The following is a 15,592-nucleotide window of genomic DNA, read 5'->3' as shown; positions in this document are numbered from 1 at the left end:
ACCGGCGTTTGCAACACGGATCACTTGGCAAACTTTTTCAGATAAGCTTTCCAGACTTCGGGGTACTTCTCCTGAATCCAACCCGCAAACTCCTTGGTGGCATTATCCTGGATGCGCATCGTCTGGATCTCGTGTTGATACGACTGCTCGTATAAAGCCAGACTGCCCCCGATCACCACCAGTAACCCAAACACCACCAGAGCGGATTGCCAGCTGGTAAAGCCAATACGATTAGCCCACGCATTGGCCTTACTGCGGCTGGCCCACTCAATGCGATTAGCCGCCGTAGTACCGGCCTGCTCAATGCGCTCCGCTGCGGCCAGCCCAACGGCCCGTATTTCGTTCACCCCTTCGTCAGTGGCGGTTTTTAGGTTGCTTACCGTGGGCATCCCTTTGGTTAATTTAGGCAGTAACAACCGAGCAATCGGCTCAGGATCCAAGTTGAAATCAATGCCTTCTCGAGCGGCCTGCATCAAGGCAGCCAATTCAGCTTGGCTGGCTCCTTTGGGCAGTTTTTCCCACCGATCAAACCGTGTATTTAACCCCTCGATAGCCGTGTTCTGGCGGCTTAGTTCATCGACTAACCGTTGAATCGGATCATACCCGTTGGGCGCGCTTGGCGGCACGGGAGAAGCCGGTGAAGGGCTACCCGCTGCGGGGATAGGGGCACTGGATGTACTCTTTTGATTTAGGTTTTTTAGATATTTATTCTCGTTCATCGCCATAAACCCCGATCCTGACGGGGCGTTTGTTGGATACCTTGTTCTAACCGTTGTCCTTGTTTTAAGCTTTCAGCCCGCTCTATCTCCAACTGACGGGCTTGCTCCTGTTGACGTTGCTGGGCCAATTGCTGACGGATCTGCTCGGCTTGCTCTAAGCCTTGGCTTAACGTGCGAACATCTTGTTGCTGGTAAGCCTGCCCTAAACCCGCCTGCAACTCAGCTTGCCGCTGCTGGCTGGCCAGCTCCAGCGATCGGGCCTGCTCCCGTTGCTGACTGCGCTCCAAGGCGGCGGCTTGACTTAGTTCGGCTTTGAGGCCCTCATCCCCGTATTTCATCCCGTGCAGATACCGGAACGAGTCGGTCAGACTACGCTCATAGCTAAAGCCTTGGTCAAAACATTGCTCGACCCGCTGACTAAAGCCGTTGCGTTCAAAACCGCCTAAGACTACGCCTTTCGTGGTGCCTTTATGATTGGTCAGCGGACTTAGGTGATAGGGGTTCTTGCGCTCGTGCAGGCCTTCGGTCAGATCCTGCCGGTAGGTCTTCAGGTTCTCGGTACGACTCACGATCACATGAATATGGGTCTGATCGCCCATTTTTAGCCCCCCTTTAGCCTGCTCCCCCAACTGAACCGCGCGGTCGGTATAATCATAGCTGCGGCTATGCTCAATCTTGGCATACCATACCAGATCACGACTCTCAATCCCCTTGCCAAAATTCTGAGCGTATTCCTCCATTGCCGAGCGGGTGAAGGCTTTCAACGCAGCCGGATCAGCCTCAATATGGGCTAACTCCGACTTAGACGGAGCGAGTACGATCTGATAATACTTGTCATCGGACCGCCCTAAATTCCGTTTATTGGCATCCAGTTCAGCTATGACCTGGTAACCAGCAATGGCCTCAACCTCTCGACCAAACCACTTCCCCAACTGCTCCTTTTCTAAATACGCCACCAGTCCCCCACAGGAGCCACTTCGGTTCGAAAGGCCCGAACCACCGGACGGTATCTTGGTCATCATAGGCCGTTCTGTTGGGCAATGAGTTGATCGGCCTGCTGCTTGTATTCGCTCCGGAGCGCATTATCGACCAAAGCGGTGCGGAACGAAAGCCGCACCAACGTCTGCACCGCTTCGACTACGCTGGTCAACTGCTCTTCGAGTTGTTGGGGGGTTACCCCCCCGCCTAAGCCGCTTTCTACGGCTTGACGGAGGGCCTGTACGTCGGCCCGCATAGGTTTTAAGATTTCCTTTTCCTGCTCTCGGATAAATCCAATAAAGCGCTTGTCCAGCGAATCGACTTTATCGGTTAATTTTTTGAGCACGATATCGGGTGCATCGGCTTTGGGATAGCGCGGATCAAGCTTGGTTACGGCAAAAAATTGGAGCATAATGGCCACTAAATCTTTGTGAGATAAGCCTAATTGATCGCTTAACTTCTCTAACTGCCGGTGCGTTCCCAGACTAATCGATAGACTCTTACGGTCGTTCATACGGATAATTTCTATTCATTTTGGTATTGATTATCAGCTAGTTAATGGTAAAGTATGCAAAAAATAAGTTAATTATTAACGCTTACTAATTATAAATTATTGATTATCAGATCCGTAGGGCGAGACGAACGGTATGAAGCGTAGCGGAATAGCGTTCCGTCTCGCTCTTTACAAGACCGTACCACGACACGCGCGCCGGATGGGTAAGCTTCATATCAGGAAGCTAAAGAACATACCGCAAATCACCAAATTAAATCCCGGTCAACTTAGGTAATTGAATAGGTGGGGGTACAAGTATTGGAAAGGGGATAGAATAGGTTAGTGGTTCTTCTTTTCATCAGCCTTTACTAAATGAGTACTCGAATTAATATTTGAATAATACAAATCGTGAAACATTTAACTAAATTTATAGTTTCGCGGCCCCGGTGCGTTTTTTAGTTTTTGCTCTTTTCCTTTCTCTTCCCCATTGTTTTTTGATCTACTCGTTAGCAATCCGGTGATCAATGTTTATTTGTCCTTTTTTACCCCTAAAAACCGCTTTTTCAAGCCACTTTTTTTTACAACAAGTGATTGTGTATTATCAAATATCACTTGTTAAACACTTGTAAGGCGATTTTTTAGCAAATAACCCCCTGATTACTAAATGATTACACTGTGGATAACTTTAATAAAGTAGCGTTTGGTCGGTAATAAAGTAGCGTTTGGTCGGTGAAACGGGTTTAATAAAGTAGCGTTTGGTCGGTGAAACGGGTTTAATAAAGTAGCGTTTGGTCGGTAGAATAGTGCTTTTTAAAAGTTATTGGCATTTTTTATTGCTACTTTTTTGTATAATTTTGCTTATCAGTATTTTATCATGAATAAAGTAATAGAGATTTGGCAAGACAATGTTCTTACTGTTGCTCGCTATGAAATGAGTGAAGCAGAGAAGAATATCTTGTACATGGTAGTCGCAAGTATAAAGAAAGATGATCCAGTTACTAAAATGTATCAGGTATCAGTCAAAGAAATGGCTCATATAACTGGGTCAGAAGAGTTAAAATTCGAGGCTTATAAGCAAGCTTCACGTAAGTTATTATCGCGGGTCTTTGAGACTACCTTGCCAAACGGAGACGTGTTACAGGCTACTTTTATAGCTTCAGCTCTATACAAAAAGGGTACGGGAATTATACAAATAGAGTTATCACAAATGGTACGCCCGTTTTATGTCGAGTTAAACGAGAAGTATACTAAAATACAGTTGGTTGCGGCTATTTCACTTAACTCAGCCTATGCCAAACGGATTTATGAGTTACTGTGCATGTACAAAAACATGAAAGACAAGACGTTCCGGCGTAACTTAATTGACCTCAAAAATATGCTTTGGGTTATAGACCCAAAGACAGGGAAAGATAGTTATTCCAACTGGACCCGCTTTCAAATGAGAGTCTTAGATGTGGCTGCAAAAGAGATAAATGGCCACACCGACTTGACATTCGCTTACAAACCTATCTATGGTGACCGACCAGGACGGGGGCGTAAACCAGTAGTTGAAGTCGAGTTTGAGGTCTTCTATCAAGCCAAACTAGAAATAGCTCAAACATCAACTTTGCAAGAGCGGCTAATCAAACAATTCAGACTCCGCTCTGACCAAGCTGAGCAGATATTAGCTAACCATTCTTCTGAAACTATTACTCGCCAACTCTACGACGTTCAAGTGAAAATCGCTGATGGCAAGGTGAAAAACGTTGGAAGCTATACAGCCAAAGTATTTGGCTTAGAAACAAAGGGGAAAGAAAAATAAGGGGGAAGGCCATCGACTACCAGATAAGGGCGTGTAGAGCCTGAAAACGCGTCAGAAATAGTAATTTTGACTATCTTGATCGTATGAAAATCGTTTTAGATATCCCTGATAACAAAGTAGGTTTCATGATGGAACTGCTGCGGAGTCTATCGTTTGTTAAAACCAATCCCATGCTGGTAGGCAGCGCCAACGAAAAAGCGCTGTTTCTAGGTGAATGGAACGAAGCGATGGAGGAATCAAACGACGAGCTAGCTAATAAAACGCAGGCCCGTAATACCTAACTCGTTGTTCCTGCAGCTACCGTTCAGAATAATTTGACCTAAAAACTTGTTCTAAGGTCGCAAATATGCGACCTTTAGGTTGTATTACTCCGGCAGAATGAAGGCCAAAGAACTCTTAAAATTGCTCCATTCCGACGGATGGACGGAGAAAGACCAGAAGGGAAGTCACCTACAACTGATTCATCTAACCAAAGCAGGTAAGGTAACACTACCCATGCATAAAGGTGACCTTCCTAAAGGGACCGTCAATTCTATTTTAAAACAGGCCGGCTTGAAATAATCGCTCTTCAGCTATGCAAGTATTACCACTTATTATCGAAAAGGCCGATGGCGCTTTATGGGGCCGGGTTGCTTATGATGACAATCTGTTAGTTGACTCCGCTCCAACGCTCGACGAGCTACGGGTGAATATGAAGACACTCCTACAGGAGTTCCATGATTTGCACGACATCGAGTTCACCTATGCCTACGACCTGTCCGCTTTTTTTGAACAATATGCTTATCTGAAGGTCTCCAAGATTGCGGAATATGCGGGTATGAATGCTACCCTATTGCGGCATTACAGCGCTGGTAGTAAGCAACCCTCTCCCGAACAGGTTAAACGCATTGAGGATGCAGTACACAGGCTAGCCCTTGAACTATCAAGCGTCCAGTTGGTAGCAGCCTAATAAGGGGGGACTCTCCAACATTGGGTGCATTTGCCGTTTCGGTGCGACTCAGCGACCGAATAATCGATGCCATAGGCTACGCTTGTTGGGTGTTGATTCATCAGCTTCAGGTGAAGGTAGTCTTTTCTGTAAATCGCCTAATTGAGCATTTTGCTGAATTAGTAACTCTTCAATATGACTCATTTTCTGATTAGTCATTTGACTAGTCAGCTGATTAGCCATCGCATTCATAACATCCCCTTGCTCAAACAGACGATTTTGTAGTTGCTGAATCGTCCGGTCACGCTCGGTCACTGCTTCCCGAAGTTGTTGGTTTTCCAGTTGCAGTGAATCACTCACAACTAAAGCAGGCAGTGTGGTTATAGATGGAGCTTCATACTCTTGCCGTAATAATACCTGGCTAATTTGATACGCTTTTCCTTTGGGTGTATCTTCAGCTAGCTAGCTAGGGGTCAGTTAACGGTTTATCACAGTGAAGCCAATTTGGACGGTGCCTTTATTAAGAATTGTTTGGATGATTTTGCTCGAAAAGTACACCCTAAACCTTACGTAATTGTACTGGATAATGGCCCTATTCATCATGCAAAAGTGGTTAAAACCGAATTTGATACTTGGGAAAGCCAAGGTCTATCCATTTTTTATTTACCTACCTACAGTCCTCATCTGAATCCCATTGAAATTCTGTGGCGCTTCTGCAAATATAAGTGGCTTAACAAAACGCATTATAAAAGCTGGTCAACCTTAAAGCCAGATTGGCCACGACGGTCAGGTCCGAATAGAGTGACCGGTAATTATACCACTCGTCGGTACGCTCCCAATGGTCGGGAAGGTGGGCGGTCGATGGATGGTTTTTGTCTGGGGAGGGGGTAGTAGCTGCACCGGTTATTGCTGCCAGAGCCTGCTCCACTTTTGCTTCATTCCTTGTTTCTTTTACCTCTTTCAACCGGTTTAACTGGCTCTCACGAACGGCCTGGTTGTCAACAGAATTTCAATGGGATTCAGATGAGGACTGTAGGTAGGTAAATAAAAAATGGATAGACCTTGGCTTTCCCAAGTATCAAATTCGGTTTTAACCACTTTTGCATGATGAATAGGGCCATTATCCAGTACAATTACGTAAGGTTTAGGGTGTACTTTTCGAGCCTAGCTAGCTAGTATCGAGCTAAGCTACTTGCAGACAGGACAAAAATTACTTACATAGCCATCCGGTGTGAGAAGCGCAGGGCGGTCTTTTTAAAGAGCAAGCGGGAATTACGCTACGCGATAATTCTCGCTTGCTCTACGAGGTTTCTATCTGTAAATCAAGCTGTTAACTTGTATACCTCAGTGCTATTTGTGCCGTGTGTTTCAGGTTGATTTCTCGGATACCAATCCGGTAGTTATCGACCGCAAATTCGGGCGTGTCCTGTTGTAGCTGGTTAAAACGTAGAAGGCGTTAGCAGTACACGGTAACAGCGAATAAAGACAAAATTACTCACAGATACCGGCTTACTGTATTAATTTCCGGTAGTTTTCGGTTTTGGCCGGATCTAAAAATGAAAGTAGGGTCAAACGCCTGTTTCCGTTCGGGGCTATTCATAAAACAATGGTTTATAAAACTGTGTGCAATTGTAAACTAAAGAAATGTTTTTTCCAAACTTATAGTTTATAAATATGGCAAAAAACGTAAACCGAAAGTTTCCAGAGTGTAAACTTTCGGTTTCCAAAGTGTAAACTGAACCCTATTGATAATCAGATAGTTACAGGCAGTCGCTTCTTAAGCTATTATTATACCCTACTTTGAAGGGCTTTCTCGACAGTCGGAGAGAAAGAAGCCGTTTCTCACCTTAAAAAGACGACCAACGGGCTAGCTAGCTAGTAAGTTGATTTTATTAAGTGCTTTTTTCCCCTTCGTCTGCTTTTTAGTACAGTTGGTGTGGCCTTATGCCTAAGAAAATCCCGTGGCCGTAGGACACGAAAAAACCCCGGATGGCTTCAAGCTATCAATCCGGGGTAAACGTACGGTTGTACGTGGCATGGCTCATCCCTGGCGAGTTGTATCCCTACAGAGCTCGTTTCTGTTTAAGCCAATATCTGCGCAAGCTCCTCGGAGCCCGTTTGTGGCATTTTATCTATACCTGAATGATCTTCCTCCTTTTGCTCGAGCTCATATTGCTCAATGAATGTTAAGCGATCTCCGTTGAAGAATACTGTTGGATTGATGTAATAGATAAATGGGTTTTCACCTCTAGCTATGAATTTGTTCTCAGCAAGTTCAGCAAGTCCACTAAATATCATTTTATCAGATTTGTACCCAGTGAAGTTTTTACATCTCTCAAGACTAAACATAAAAGTGTCTCTGTTAGGCTCTATTTGATTAGCGACGTAGGCAAATACTTTAATACCTGCTTTAGAAAGGTCGAACCAGTTGGATAGACCAGTCATAAACACCTTCATAAATTTAGCTTTGTCAACAGTCACCTTACGGGCGAATAAGGAATGACCTTTAACTGATCCATCATTGTCAACTATCAAATCTGGATTCTTTTGGCCGAACAGCAATGTCTTTTCTCCCTTTTCAATATGTTGGACCGTATCATCCAAAAACGGATTAGCCTTGTTAAGTGAATAATCTCCAATTTTCTTGTAGATCATAAATTAGGGAATTCTTATTTCCCTACAAACATACTAAAAAGGAATTATTATTTTACTCATTAGGAAATCTTGTTTCCCTTTTCATATAGTATTTAGGGAAATGGCACTTACCCGTTGGGGAAATGGGGTTTTCCTAGTAGGAAAATGATGTGTATTGATAATCAGTTAGTTATATATATTCTCTTCTTAAGTTCTTAAAATACACTTGTGAGCGAAGTGAACTCCAAACTTTTTAGCTCTCTCTACGAGTCGATACCTTTGCCTACTGAGTCAAGGATTTGACCTTTTCCGTCAGGTAGATCTAATATCTACTCCAGACGAGGCCTGGCTATCAATTGACCAAGCTTGTGAACTGAACCCTGCTGATGCCACGCAGCAGGGTTTTTGCTTTCTCGACAGTCGGAGAGAAAGAAGCCGTTTAACCCCTAAAAAGACGACCAAAGGGAGGTTTTTTAGGGGTTAAACATGGCTGGCTACTCAATAAGACAATAGTGGGAGCAGTATACTGAAAACGCCTATTTCTTGCGGGAAATAGGCGTTTTTATGCTGTTATATACTAAGTGCTTACTCAAGAATCAGAGTATACAAGTTAACAATCTAATTTACAAATAGATACCTCGTAGAGCAAGCGAGAATTATCGCGTAGCGTAATTCCCGCTTGCTCTTTTCAAGACCGCTTCGCGCACAATGCACCGGAGGACTCACCAACGTAATAAGACATTTGAATTACAGTTATAGAGTGAACAAATTGACCTTTTACCTAAATGAAAGCAATCTTACTAACGGTAATTCTATTAGCCTTACTTGATTCGGCTTGCAAAACCTCTATTAAGCCTATACCTGCACCGAATGGAAACGAAAATTGCCAAATGATACCTATCAACCAGCGAATCATAGGTCAATGGAAGTTCAATTCTAATTTTACAGGTAGCCATCAAAGTCGGTATTCAGGCACTATTACCTTTAACCAAGATGGTAGCCTACTTGACACAGACAGTTTGTTAAGTAGTGGATCTAAGAATGCACCTGTACTTAAAAAGCTCTATAATGTAAAAGGAGACACATTACGGTTAGTGACCATAACTAGCAAGGATACAACCGTAGCTGGAGGAGTAGTTACTACGAAAGAGTGCAATCAATTAGTCTTTGGGTCTTGGTTCTATCTAACCCCCTCACCTGGGCTAACTCTTACACTAATTAAACCTTAGAAATTAGAGTCTGCGACGCGGTTTAAGTACTTGGGGGCTAGCCCCCAAACCCCCAGGATTTTCTTAGGCATAAGGCCACACCAACTGTACCGATTCAGTTCGTAAATTTGTAGGCCCTGAGAAGCAGGGAGGTTGAAAAGAAAATGGGAATGAGCAGGCTGTACCGGATGGTGTAGCCTGCTCATTTTTTTACCCTGTTATAAAAAAGCACTTAATAAAAGTAAGTTGATTTTATTAAGTGCTTTTTTCCCCTTCGTCTGCTTTTTAGTACAGTTGGTGTGGCCTTATGCCTAAGAAAATCCCGTGGCCGTAGGACACGAAAAAACCCCGGATGGCTTCAAGCTATCAATCCGGGGTAAACGTACGGTTGTACGTGGCATGGCTCATCCCTGGCGAGTTGTATCCCTACAGAGCTCGTTTCTGTTTAAGCCAATATCTGCGCAAGCTCCTCGGAGCCCGTTTGTGGCATTTTATCTATACCTGAATGATCTTCCTCCTTTTGCTCGAGCTCATATCTAGCTAGCTAGACAGTTATTGGACAACAACGTGGAAAAGATACAAAAGATAATATTTATCGAAATTTTGGTATGGCGCATCCAGAAGGTTATCGAAAAGCATTACGTTTAATGAAACAAGCTGAAAAATTCAATCGTCCTATCTTTACATTTATAGATACAAAAGGTGCATATCCTGGTAAAGCTGCTGAAGAACGTGGACAAAGTGAATCTATCGCAACAAATTTGATTTAGATGGCTTCATTAAAAGTACCAGTTATTGCGATAGTCATTGGTGAAGGTGGCAGTGGAGGTGCTCTAGGTATTGGTATTGCCAATAAAGTATTGATGTTAGAGAATAGTACTTACTCTGTTATATCTCCTGAAGGTGCAGCGGCATTATTATGGAAAGACAGTAATTTGGCTAAAATTGCAGCTGAAACAATGAAAATTACTGCCCATGATATTAAGCAATTAGGTATTATAGATGATGTCATTTCTGAACCACTTGGCGGTGCACATAAAGATGTTGAACAGCAAGCTTTAGCTATTAAATCAGCGTTTGTTGCACAGTTAGATTCACTTGAGTCATTATCACGTGATGAAATTGCTAATGATCGCTTTGAAAAATTCAGAAATATCGGTTCTTATATAGAATAATCAACTTGAGCATTTTTATGTTAAATCGATACTGGGTTTTACCATAAATTGAAGTACATTAAAACAATAATTTAATATTTAGATACTGAATTTTAACTAAGATTAGTAGTCAAAATTGTGGCTACTAATCTTTTTTTAATTAAGTTAAAATAAAATTCAATACTAGCTAGCTAGGAGCTTCTCGAAGCTCTCGTTGCAACCTTCTGATCTGTTGCTGTTCGTCAGTAAGTGTGGTATTGGCAGGCAACGTTTGATCGTTTTTTTTGTGGCGTTGTCTCCATTTGCTGATTCGTCCTGGATCGATGTCCAATTCGCGGGCGGCTTCTTGAATTGATCCTTTTACATAAGACAGCTCGACAGCCATTTCCTTGAATGCTTCGTCAAACACACGTCGTTTAACCATGGTCAAATTGAAGTTTGGCCTCAAATCTGCCTAAAAAAAAAAGTCTCCAGTCAAATGTAGCAAGTTCAAATCGGTTTGAACAGGTTCGATACCTGGGCACCATCTTTGCTTTTCGACGTAAACCCTTCTACTGTAGCCAGCAGTTCATCGGGACCTGCTTTCAATGTCGGCCGATCAGCCGTGAGCCGGATATGGTGGGCTGCTGAAGTTGTCGTCAGCCAATTTGACCATGGTTAAACGACGTGTGTTTGACGAAGCATTCAAGGAAATGGCTGTCGAGCTGTCTTATGTAAAAGGATCAATTCAAGAAGCCGCCCGCGAATTGGACATCGATCCAGGACGAATCAGCAAATGGAGACAACGCCACAAAAAAAACGATCAAACGTTGCCTGCCAATACCACACTTACTGACGAACAGCAACAGATCAGAAGCTAGCTAGCTAGTATCCAGCTTAGCCTGCATGATTGCTTTTGGCGTGTAGCGATATAAACCCGGATGCGTTTCTTTCTTCCAGCAGTTTGCGGAGGTAAAATCGGCCTGCATAGCAGACGGTTGCAGAACCCGGGTTTTCAGCGAGTCGATGGCGGGCTGGGCGTGGCCATTAAACGAAAACAGGAACGAACGAAAGGAAAAGACAGCCGATGGCTTTCATGACATATTGATTTTTAGACCAAAACTCAGACAAAACAGGTAGAAGTTCTGTTTGCAGAAAAGTGAATAGATCATTTTTATTACCTTCCGTATATATTTTTGATCCACGAAAGAGTATGCCATTTGTGAAAATGGTAATCCAGACGTAACCGTTCGCTCTCGTGGAGTTATCGAGAAATGTTCGTTCTGCGTACAGCGGATTCAGGAAGGCAAATTGACAGCTAAAAAAGAAAGAGCGCCGTCGATTGGCTAAACCATAAACCAACTACCGTAACGTGATTTTACCCCCTTTTTTATCCCCCGGCGATACGGTCGGTGTGGTGGCTCCGGCCAGTTGGTTTCCGTAGACAGCACAAACGGTTTAGCGATTTGGCCCATGTCGGAAAGATAAATATTTTTATCTAACCATTCTAGCTAGCTAGTAAGATGCATAGTAATAAAGTGGATGATGTACTTTGAAATATGCGATACGTACTGCCATTAAAACGTATGCTGCTGCATGGGCTTTAGGGAACATGTACTTAATTTTAAGACATGAATCTAAATACCAATCCGGCACTTCATTTTCTTTCATCGTTTCAATCATTTCTTCAGTTAAACCTTTACCTTTACGTACTGACTCCATTATTTTAAAAGCCATTGATGGTTCTAAACCAGCATACATTAAATAAACCATGATATCATCACGACAACCAATTACACTTGATAAATCACATATACCGGTTTTAATTAATTCTTGAGCATTGCCTAACCACACATCTGTACCATGAGATAATCCTGAGATTTGAACTAATTCAGAAAATGTTGTTGGCTTTGTATCTTCTAACATTTGACGCACGAACCCTGTACCGAATTCTGGAACCCCAAACGTACCTGTTTTACATAAAATTTCATCTTCAGTAACACCTAAACTTTCAGGTGTACTAAATATTTGCATGACTTCTTTGTCATCTACAGGTATCGTTTTTGGATCAATGCCCGATAAATCTTGAAGCATACGAATCATTGTTGGATCATCGTGTCCAAGTATATCAAGTTTTAATACATTATCATGAATAGAATGGAAATCAAAATCTAGCTAGCTAGATACTTTTTTAAATTCTTCCTTAGCTCTATTTAAAATCCCCTCATTATGAACAATAAATAAAAATTTATTAGGGTTTACTTCTCTAACATCTAATGCACATAAAATCGTTTTACCTGTACCAGTTGCAGATATTATTAACGCCTTATCTTTGGTTTTATCCCTAATAGCTTTTAATGACCTTAATGCTTCTGCTTGCATTAAATTGGGTACAATTTCCACTGATTTTTTCACCTTATCAGCTAGCAGCATTTGAGTTTGTTCAACCTCCGCTAATTTTTCTAAGGAACGGTACTCAAATGATTCTTTATATGAATTAATCCATTGCTCAGTCAGTGGGGTACTCTTTTGCCATAACAATTCAAATTCATTTTTTACACTATCAACTAAATCACCATTTTTCATAGTAGACAGTAAAACATTATGCTCATAATTAACCTTTAACGCATTAGATGTTAAATTAGAGCTTCCTATTACCATAGAACTATAATCCTTATGTTCAAAAATATATCCTTTGGCATGGAATCCAGCAATATCAGTTAATCTTACCTCTACATTTTTTAATTTAAGTAATTCTCCATACATTTTAGGACTATTAAATCCTAAGTAATTAGATGTTAATATTTTCCCTTTAACACCCTTATTGCTTAAATCTAATAGTTGAGCCTTTAAGCTGGCCTAGCTAGCTAGAGAGCATAGAACATTGATTTATGTCCCAGCCTGATATCACCATTAAATACAATTCATTTAGTCTTCAATTGGAAACAATTCATCGATATATTGAATCTCATCATCTGATAAAACGATATCTGCAGCTTTAATATTTTCAATGACTTGTTCTGCACGTTTTGCACCAGGAATAATCACATCGATAGCTGGTCTCGTTAAATAAAATGCTAATACAATGTTCGCAATTGAAGTTTGATGTGCTGCAGCTAGGCTTTCCAAAGCTTTTACGCGACGCACATTCTCTTCAAAAACACCAGGTATAAAATCACGACGTGTAGTACGATGGTCACTAAATTTAGTGTTCTCATCATATTTTCCAGCTAAAATACCGGATGCTAATGGGAAATAAGGAATAAATGTGATTAGGTGATCAACACAATATTGCAATACTGCCTCATTTTCGCGGTGCAATAAATTATATTCTAACTGTACAACATCAACGTAACCATCTTTATTTGCTTCTTTAAGTTGATCTAATGTGAAATTTGATACACCAATGGCTTTAATCTTCCCTTGTTCCTTAAGCTCTTGTAATGCTGCAACTGCTTGATCTTTCGGAGTGTTGTCATCAGGAAAATGAATATAATATAAATCGATATAATCAGTTTGTAGACGTTTCAAACTATTCTCAACTTGTTGTTTTAAATATTCCGGTTGATTGTTCTGATGTACTTCTTGATTTTCATCAAATTCATGAGACCCTTTCGTAGCAATTTTAATTTGCTCTCGCGGATATTCCTTAACAACTTCTCCAACCAATTCTTCTGATCGTTCTGGCCCATAAATATATGCGGATATTCCTTAACAACTTCTCCAACCAATTCTTCTGATCGTTCTGGCCCATAAATATATGCCTAGCTAGCTAGGTCATTGAGCCGTTGTTTGAACTCGACATAATGTCGAGTATAATCCAATCGACGTTTTCCTGATCAAATTGATTGTTGACGATGTTTTTCTTTGACCAATGGGCAAGAGTGGTACAAACCTCATAAATTAAGCCCGCTTATAGGGGTAGAATCTCTTATCTACAACCGACCTTATGGCCGTACATCTGATGGAGATAACGCCTTATATCGCATTTATTCGCTTCGTTCTGGTAATTGTCGACATTATTGTGTATATTAGGGATAGTAAGCCAACCCGAAACCACATGGCCAGCAAACCAGACAGAACGCTACTACTCGACACCACGAGGCCCGAAACCCGAAAGCAGGTCTTTGAAGCAATCCGGGCTTTAGAGGGTTCATACACTATTGATTTAACTCGTAAGCGGTGGCGGGTTGGTAATGGCCAGCGCGGCTACTACTGGGGGTATATGGTGACTGAGGTAAGTAAGCTGATCGACAAAGACCGTGAGCAAACCGATAAGGCGCTTAATGCTATGTTTCTGTCTGAGCCCTGGGAGGTTGCCGGGCAAACCGTTACGGTTGTTCGCTCCCTGTCGGATCTGGACCCGGCAGGCGCGGCTCAATACTTTGACGAGGTGGCTGCCTGGGTGTTCAATACCTACGGCGTTCGATTAGATGCTCCCGACTCGAGCAAAAGAAAGGATCAGTTAGTGTAATGTGCTGGCTTTACTGGCTTAATTATCTTTTCGCTTATGTTCGCTCAGGTTTGGGTGGGTACACAATCTGTTGACCCATCGGCGGGATTTCTGGCGGGTTTCTGTGACAGAAACTACCCGTATAGCCATTATCTGTGGGCGTTTATGGACACGGAAAACTCAATACGTGCATTGTGACCGCGAAAAAACCTTCAATTGCCACGTACACCCTTTTTACCGGGTGGAAAAACTCTTCACAGCTGCGCGCATGATCGGGAATAAAAACTCTTTACCTGCGCGTAGTGACCCCCGAAAAACCTTTATTGCTTTAATCAAGCAGATTTGATAGGCGTGCGCAATGATGTTAGAAAAACCTTTAGTTCTAATAAATGTGAGGTTTTGTGAGGTTTTCGACCTCTCGCTTGACTGACTAACAAAACTCTTCATGTCGTTTTCATGTCGTTTTTATTCCGTTTTCTCTTCCTCGCATTATGGACCCCAAAAACTCAATTCCTCTAATCATTCTCTAATCATTCGGGGTAATTTTATTTCTGCTTTATTTCTGCTATCGCATTTTTTAAGCCTTGGCTTATGGACCCCAAAAACTCAACGTCGTCCCTGTAAATTCGTTTTATTCTCGCAGTAGACTCACAGCAGATTGCCTTTGCTGAGGTCGGCGGGATCGACCCGAAAAGTAACGCAAAAGTAACCCAAAAGTAAACCTTGCCGGGCCTCACCGGATCGGGGTTTTATTCCTGCTTTATTCCTGCTTTCACGTTGTATTTCCCCTCGCGTGACTGACTTGCAAACTCTTCATACCCATTTTATGAACTGACCTGGCGTCGGTTAAATCTACATCAAGTCGCTGCTCCGTTTTTCGGATAGGCGGCACCCCTAGCGATACCCCAAGCGGTAAACTCTCCCCTTTTTTTATCGGGTGGGAAAACTCTTCCCGCCTGCGCGTAATGACTCCCGAAAAACCTTCTGCTCATTCCGTTTCTATTCCGTTTTTTCTTTCTGTAGGGCTCTAGCTGCTCAGGTGCTACCCCCTTTTTATAGTGTAAGTAAATTCTTCCCGAGGCTGCATGGCCAGAAACCGGGAAAGCGCAAAAAGGTAAAGTAAAGTAAAGTCTGATTAAGTTATTGCCAACCCTTTTACCGGGTAAGAAAACTCTTTCTTTGGCCGGATCTGGCTTTAGTTGTGATTAGTGAAAGCGACGAGAAAAGGGCATCAAAAGTAAGGTT

General features: G+C 42.4%; 18 protein-coding genes and 4 pseudogenes. 10 read left to right on the top strand and 12 right to left on the bottom strand.

The genetic code is table 11. From position 1 onward, the window contains the following. Positions 1–20 precede the first annotated feature (20 nt). The 3 genes from CWM47_RS37615 to CWM47_RS37605 are packed head-to-tail and all read right to left on the bottom strand — an operon-like array spanning position 21 to position 2,211. The gene (locus tag CWM47_RS37615; protein ID WP_100993601.1) at positions 21–719 is read right to left on the bottom strand and encodes a hypothetical protein; all 699 of its coding nucleotides are present in this window, start codon (positions 717–719) and stop codon (positions 21–23) included. Then, positions 716–1,741, bottom strand: coding sequence for a DUF5712 family protein (locus CWM47_RS37610; RefSeq protein WP_100993599.1), 1,026 nt, complete (start codon positions 1,739–1,741; stop codon positions 716–718). The genes CWM47_RS37615 and CWM47_RS37610 overlap by 4 nt, the downstream gene beginning before the upstream one ends. Beyond that, positions 1,738–2,211, bottom strand: a complete 474-nt coding sequence (locus tag CWM47_RS37605; protein ID WP_100993597.1) for a BfmA/BtgA family mobilization protein — start codon at positions 2,209–2,211, stop codon at positions 1,738–1,740. Before CWM47_RS37605 ends, CWM47_RS37610 begins: the two co-directional genes overlap by 4 nt. Positions 2,212–3,064: 853 nt before the next feature. Here CWM47_RS37605 and CWM47_RS37600 point away from each other — a divergent pair. From CWM47_RS37600 to CWM47_RS37585, 4 genes are all read left to right on the top strand, one after another. Further along, positions 3,065–3,991, top strand: a complete 927-nt coding sequence (locus tag CWM47_RS37600; RefSeq protein WP_100994192.1) for a replication initiation protein — start codon at positions 3,065–3,067, stop codon at positions 3,989–3,991. 83 nt (positions 3,992–4,074) lie between these two features. Further along, positions 4,075–4,272, top strand: a complete 198-nt coding sequence (locus CWM47_RS37595) for a hypothetical protein (protein WP_100993596.1) — start codon at positions 4,075–4,077, stop codon at positions 4,270–4,272. Between the two features lie 97 nt (positions 4,273–4,369). Then, positions 4,370–4,552, top strand: a complete 183-nt coding sequence (locus CWM47_RS37590; RefSeq protein ID WP_100993594.1) for a type II toxin-antitoxin system HicA family toxin — start codon at positions 4,370–4,372, stop codon at positions 4,550–4,552. A 13-nt stretch (positions 4,553–4,565) separates the two neighbouring features. After that, entirely contained in the window at positions 4,566–4,940 is a 375-nt protein-coding gene (locus tag CWM47_RS37585; RefSeq protein WP_100993592.1) for a hypothetical protein, read from the top strand. A 48-nt stretch (positions 4,941–4,988) separates the two neighbouring features. Here the strand turns inward: CWM47_RS37585 and CWM47_RS37580 are convergent, their stop codons facing one another. Continuing rightward, complete coding sequence (locus CWM47_RS37580) at positions 4,989–5,279, bottom strand: hypothetical protein (RefSeq protein WP_240625649.1); 291 nt, start codon at positions 5,277–5,279, stop codon at positions 4,989–4,991. A gap of 144 nt (positions 5,280–5,423) precedes the next feature. Between CWM47_RS37580 and CWM47_RS40605 the strand changes: the two are divergent. Continuing rightward, positions 5,424–5,627: pseudogene (locus CWM47_RS40605) on the top strand (transposase); the annotation flags it as partial. A 61-nt stretch (positions 5,628–5,688) separates the two neighbouring features. On the opposite strand, the pseudogene CWM47_RS40600 reads toward CWM47_RS40605, so the two are convergent. The 3 genes and pseudogenes from CWM47_RS40600 to CWM47_RS37560 all read right to left on the bottom strand — a co-directional run. After that, positions 5,689–5,814: pseudogene (locus tag CWM47_RS40600) on the bottom strand (ThuA domain-containing protein); the annotation flags it as partial. 74 nt (positions 5,815–5,888) lie between these two features. Further along, positions 5,889–6,017, bottom strand: a complete 129-nt coding sequence (locus CWM47_RS40595; protein ID WP_394341973.1) for a transposase — start codon at positions 6,015–6,017, stop codon at positions 5,889–5,891. 984 nt (positions 6,018–7,001) lie between these two features. Next, positions 7,002–7,574, bottom strand: coding sequence for a hypothetical protein (locus CWM47_RS37560; RefSeq protein ID WP_100993586.1), 573 nt, complete (start codon positions 7,572–7,574; stop codon positions 7,002–7,004). A 1,741-nt stretch (positions 7,575–9,315) separates the two neighbouring features. On the opposite strand from CWM47_RS37560, the pseudogene accA reads away from it, so the two are divergent. Next, a pseudogene (gene accA, locus CWM47_RS40135) lies at positions 9,316–9,936 on the top strand (acetyl-CoA carboxylase carboxyl transferase subunit alpha). Positions 9,937–10,102: 166 nt separating this feature from the next. On the opposite strand, the gene CWM47_RS37545 reads toward accA, so the two are convergent. Then, a complete protein-coding gene (locus CWM47_RS37545; protein WP_100993583.1) occupies positions 10,103–10,339 on the bottom strand; it encodes a transposase in 237 nt (78 codons plus the stop codon). A 229-nt stretch (positions 10,340–10,568) separates the two neighbouring features. Here CWM47_RS37545 and CWM47_RS37540 point away from each other — a divergent pair, with 229 nt between their 5' ends. Then, complete coding sequence (locus CWM47_RS37540; protein ID WP_100993346.1) at positions 10,569–10,775, top strand: transposase; 207 nt, start codon at positions 10,569–10,571, stop codon at positions 10,773–10,775. A 60-nt stretch (positions 10,776–10,835) separates the two neighbouring features. Continuing rightward, on the top strand, positions 10,836–10,994 hold the full coding sequence (locus tag CWM47_RS38705; protein WP_157816223.1) for a hypothetical protein: 159 nt from the start codon (positions 10,836–10,838) through the stop codon (positions 10,992–10,994). Between the two features lie 415 nt (positions 10,995–11,409). Here CWM47_RS38705 and CWM47_RS37530 read toward each other — a convergent pair whose 3' ends face one another. From CWM47_RS37530 to CWM47_RS37520, 4 genes and pseudogenes are all read right to left on the bottom strand, one after another. Further along, positions 11,410–11,997, bottom strand: a complete 588-nt coding sequence (locus tag CWM47_RS37530) for a hypothetical protein (protein WP_262512005.1) — start codon at positions 11,995–11,997, stop codon at positions 11,410–11,412. A 72-nt stretch (positions 11,998–12,069) separates the two neighbouring features. After that, entirely contained in the window at positions 12,070–12,327 is a 258-nt protein-coding gene (locus tag CWM47_RS39990) for a DEAD/DEAH box helicase family protein (protein ID WP_394342036.1), read from the bottom strand. Between the two features lie 111 nt (positions 12,328–12,438). Next, positions 12,439–12,732 (bottom strand): annotated as a pseudogene (locus tag CWM47_RS39985) (phospholipase D-like domain-containing protein); the annotation flags it as partial. Positions 12,733–12,822: 90 nt separating this feature from the next. After that, entirely contained in the window at positions 12,823–13,590 is a 768-nt protein-coding gene (locus tag CWM47_RS37520) for an aldo/keto reductase (protein WP_262512036.1), read from the bottom strand. 253 nt (positions 13,591–13,843) lie between these two features. Here CWM47_RS37520 and CWM47_RS37515 point away from each other — a divergent pair, with 253 nt between their 5' ends. Next, the gene (locus CWM47_RS37515; RefSeq protein ID WP_100993579.1) at positions 13,844–14,368 is read left to right on the top strand and encodes a hypothetical protein; all 525 of its coding nucleotides are present in this window, start codon (positions 13,844–13,846) and stop codon (positions 14,366–14,368) included. Positions 14,369–14,404: 36 nt separating this feature from the next. Beyond that, positions 14,405–14,545 carry a hypothetical protein gene (locus CWM47_RS38700; RefSeq protein ID WP_157816222.1) on the top strand — a complete coding sequence of 47 codons (141 nt, stop codon included), beginning with the start codon at positions 14,405–14,407 and terminating at the stop codon, positions 14,543–14,545. Positions 14,546–15,592: the final 1,047 nt, after the last annotated feature.

Origin of the sequence: Spirosoma pollinicola (assembly GCF_002831565.1) — a bacterium.
Lineage (GTDB): Bacteria > Bacteroidota > Bacteroidia > Cytophagales > Spirosomataceae > Spirosoma > Spirosoma pollinicola.
This window is presented reverse-complemented; position numbering and strand designations above follow the sequence as displayed.

Coding starts and splice junctions, on each gene's coding strand:
- CWM47_RS37615 (WP_100993601.1), bottom strand. CDS start 719: ATGAACGAGAATAAATATCTAAAAAACCTAAATCAAAAGAGTACATCC.
- CWM47_RS37610 (WP_100993599.1), bottom strand. CDS start 1,741: ATGATGACCAAGATACCGTCCGGTGGTTCGGGCCTTTCGAACCGAAGT.
- CWM47_RS37605 (WP_100993597.1), bottom strand. CDS start 2,211: ATGAACGACCGTAAGAGTCTATCGATTAGTCTGGGAACGCACCGGCAG.
- CWM47_RS37600 (WP_100994192.1), top strand. CDS start 3,065: ATGAATAAAGTAATAGAGATTTGGCAAGACAATGTTCTTACTGTTGCT.
- CWM47_RS37595 (WP_100993596.1), top strand. CDS start 4,075: ATGAAAATCGTTTTAGATATCCCTGATAACAAAGTAGGTTTCATGATG.
- CWM47_RS37590 (WP_100993594.1), top strand. CDS start 4,370: ATGAAGGCCAAAGAACTCTTAAAATTGCTCCATTCCGACGGATGGACG.
- CWM47_RS37585 (WP_100993592.1), top strand. CDS start 4,566: ATGCAAGTATTACCACTTATTATCGAAAAGGCCGATGGCGCTTTATGG.
- CWM47_RS37560 (WP_100993586.1), bottom strand. CDS start 7,574: ATGATCTACAAGAAAATTGGAGATTATTCACTTAACAAGGCTAATCCG.
- CWM47_RS37545 (WP_100993583.1), bottom strand. CDS start 10,339: ATGGTTAAACGACGTGTGTTTGACGAAGCATTCAAGGAAATGGCTGTC.
- CWM47_RS37540 (WP_100993346.1), top strand. CDS start 10,569: ATGGTTAAACGACGTGTGTTTGACGAAGCATTCAAGGAAATGGCTGTC.
- CWM47_RS38705 (WP_157816223.1), top strand. CDS start 10,836: ATGCGTTTCTTTCTTCCAGCAGTTTGCGGAGGTAAAATCGGCCTGCAT.
- CWM47_RS37530 (WP_262512005.1), bottom strand. CDS start 11,997: ATGATTCGTATGCTTCAAGATTTATCGGGCATTGATCCAAAAACGATA.
- CWM47_RS39990 (WP_394342036.1), bottom strand. CDS start 12,327: ATGCTGCTAGCTGATAAGGTGAAAAAATCAGTGGAAATTGTACCCAAT.
- CWM47_RS37515 (WP_100993579.1), top strand. CDS start 13,844: ATGGCCGTACATCTGATGGAGATAACGCCTTATATCGCATTTATTCGC.
- CWM47_RS38700 (WP_157816222.1), top strand. CDS start 14,405: ATGTTCGCTCAGGTTTGGGTGGGTACACAATCTGTTGACCCATCGGCG.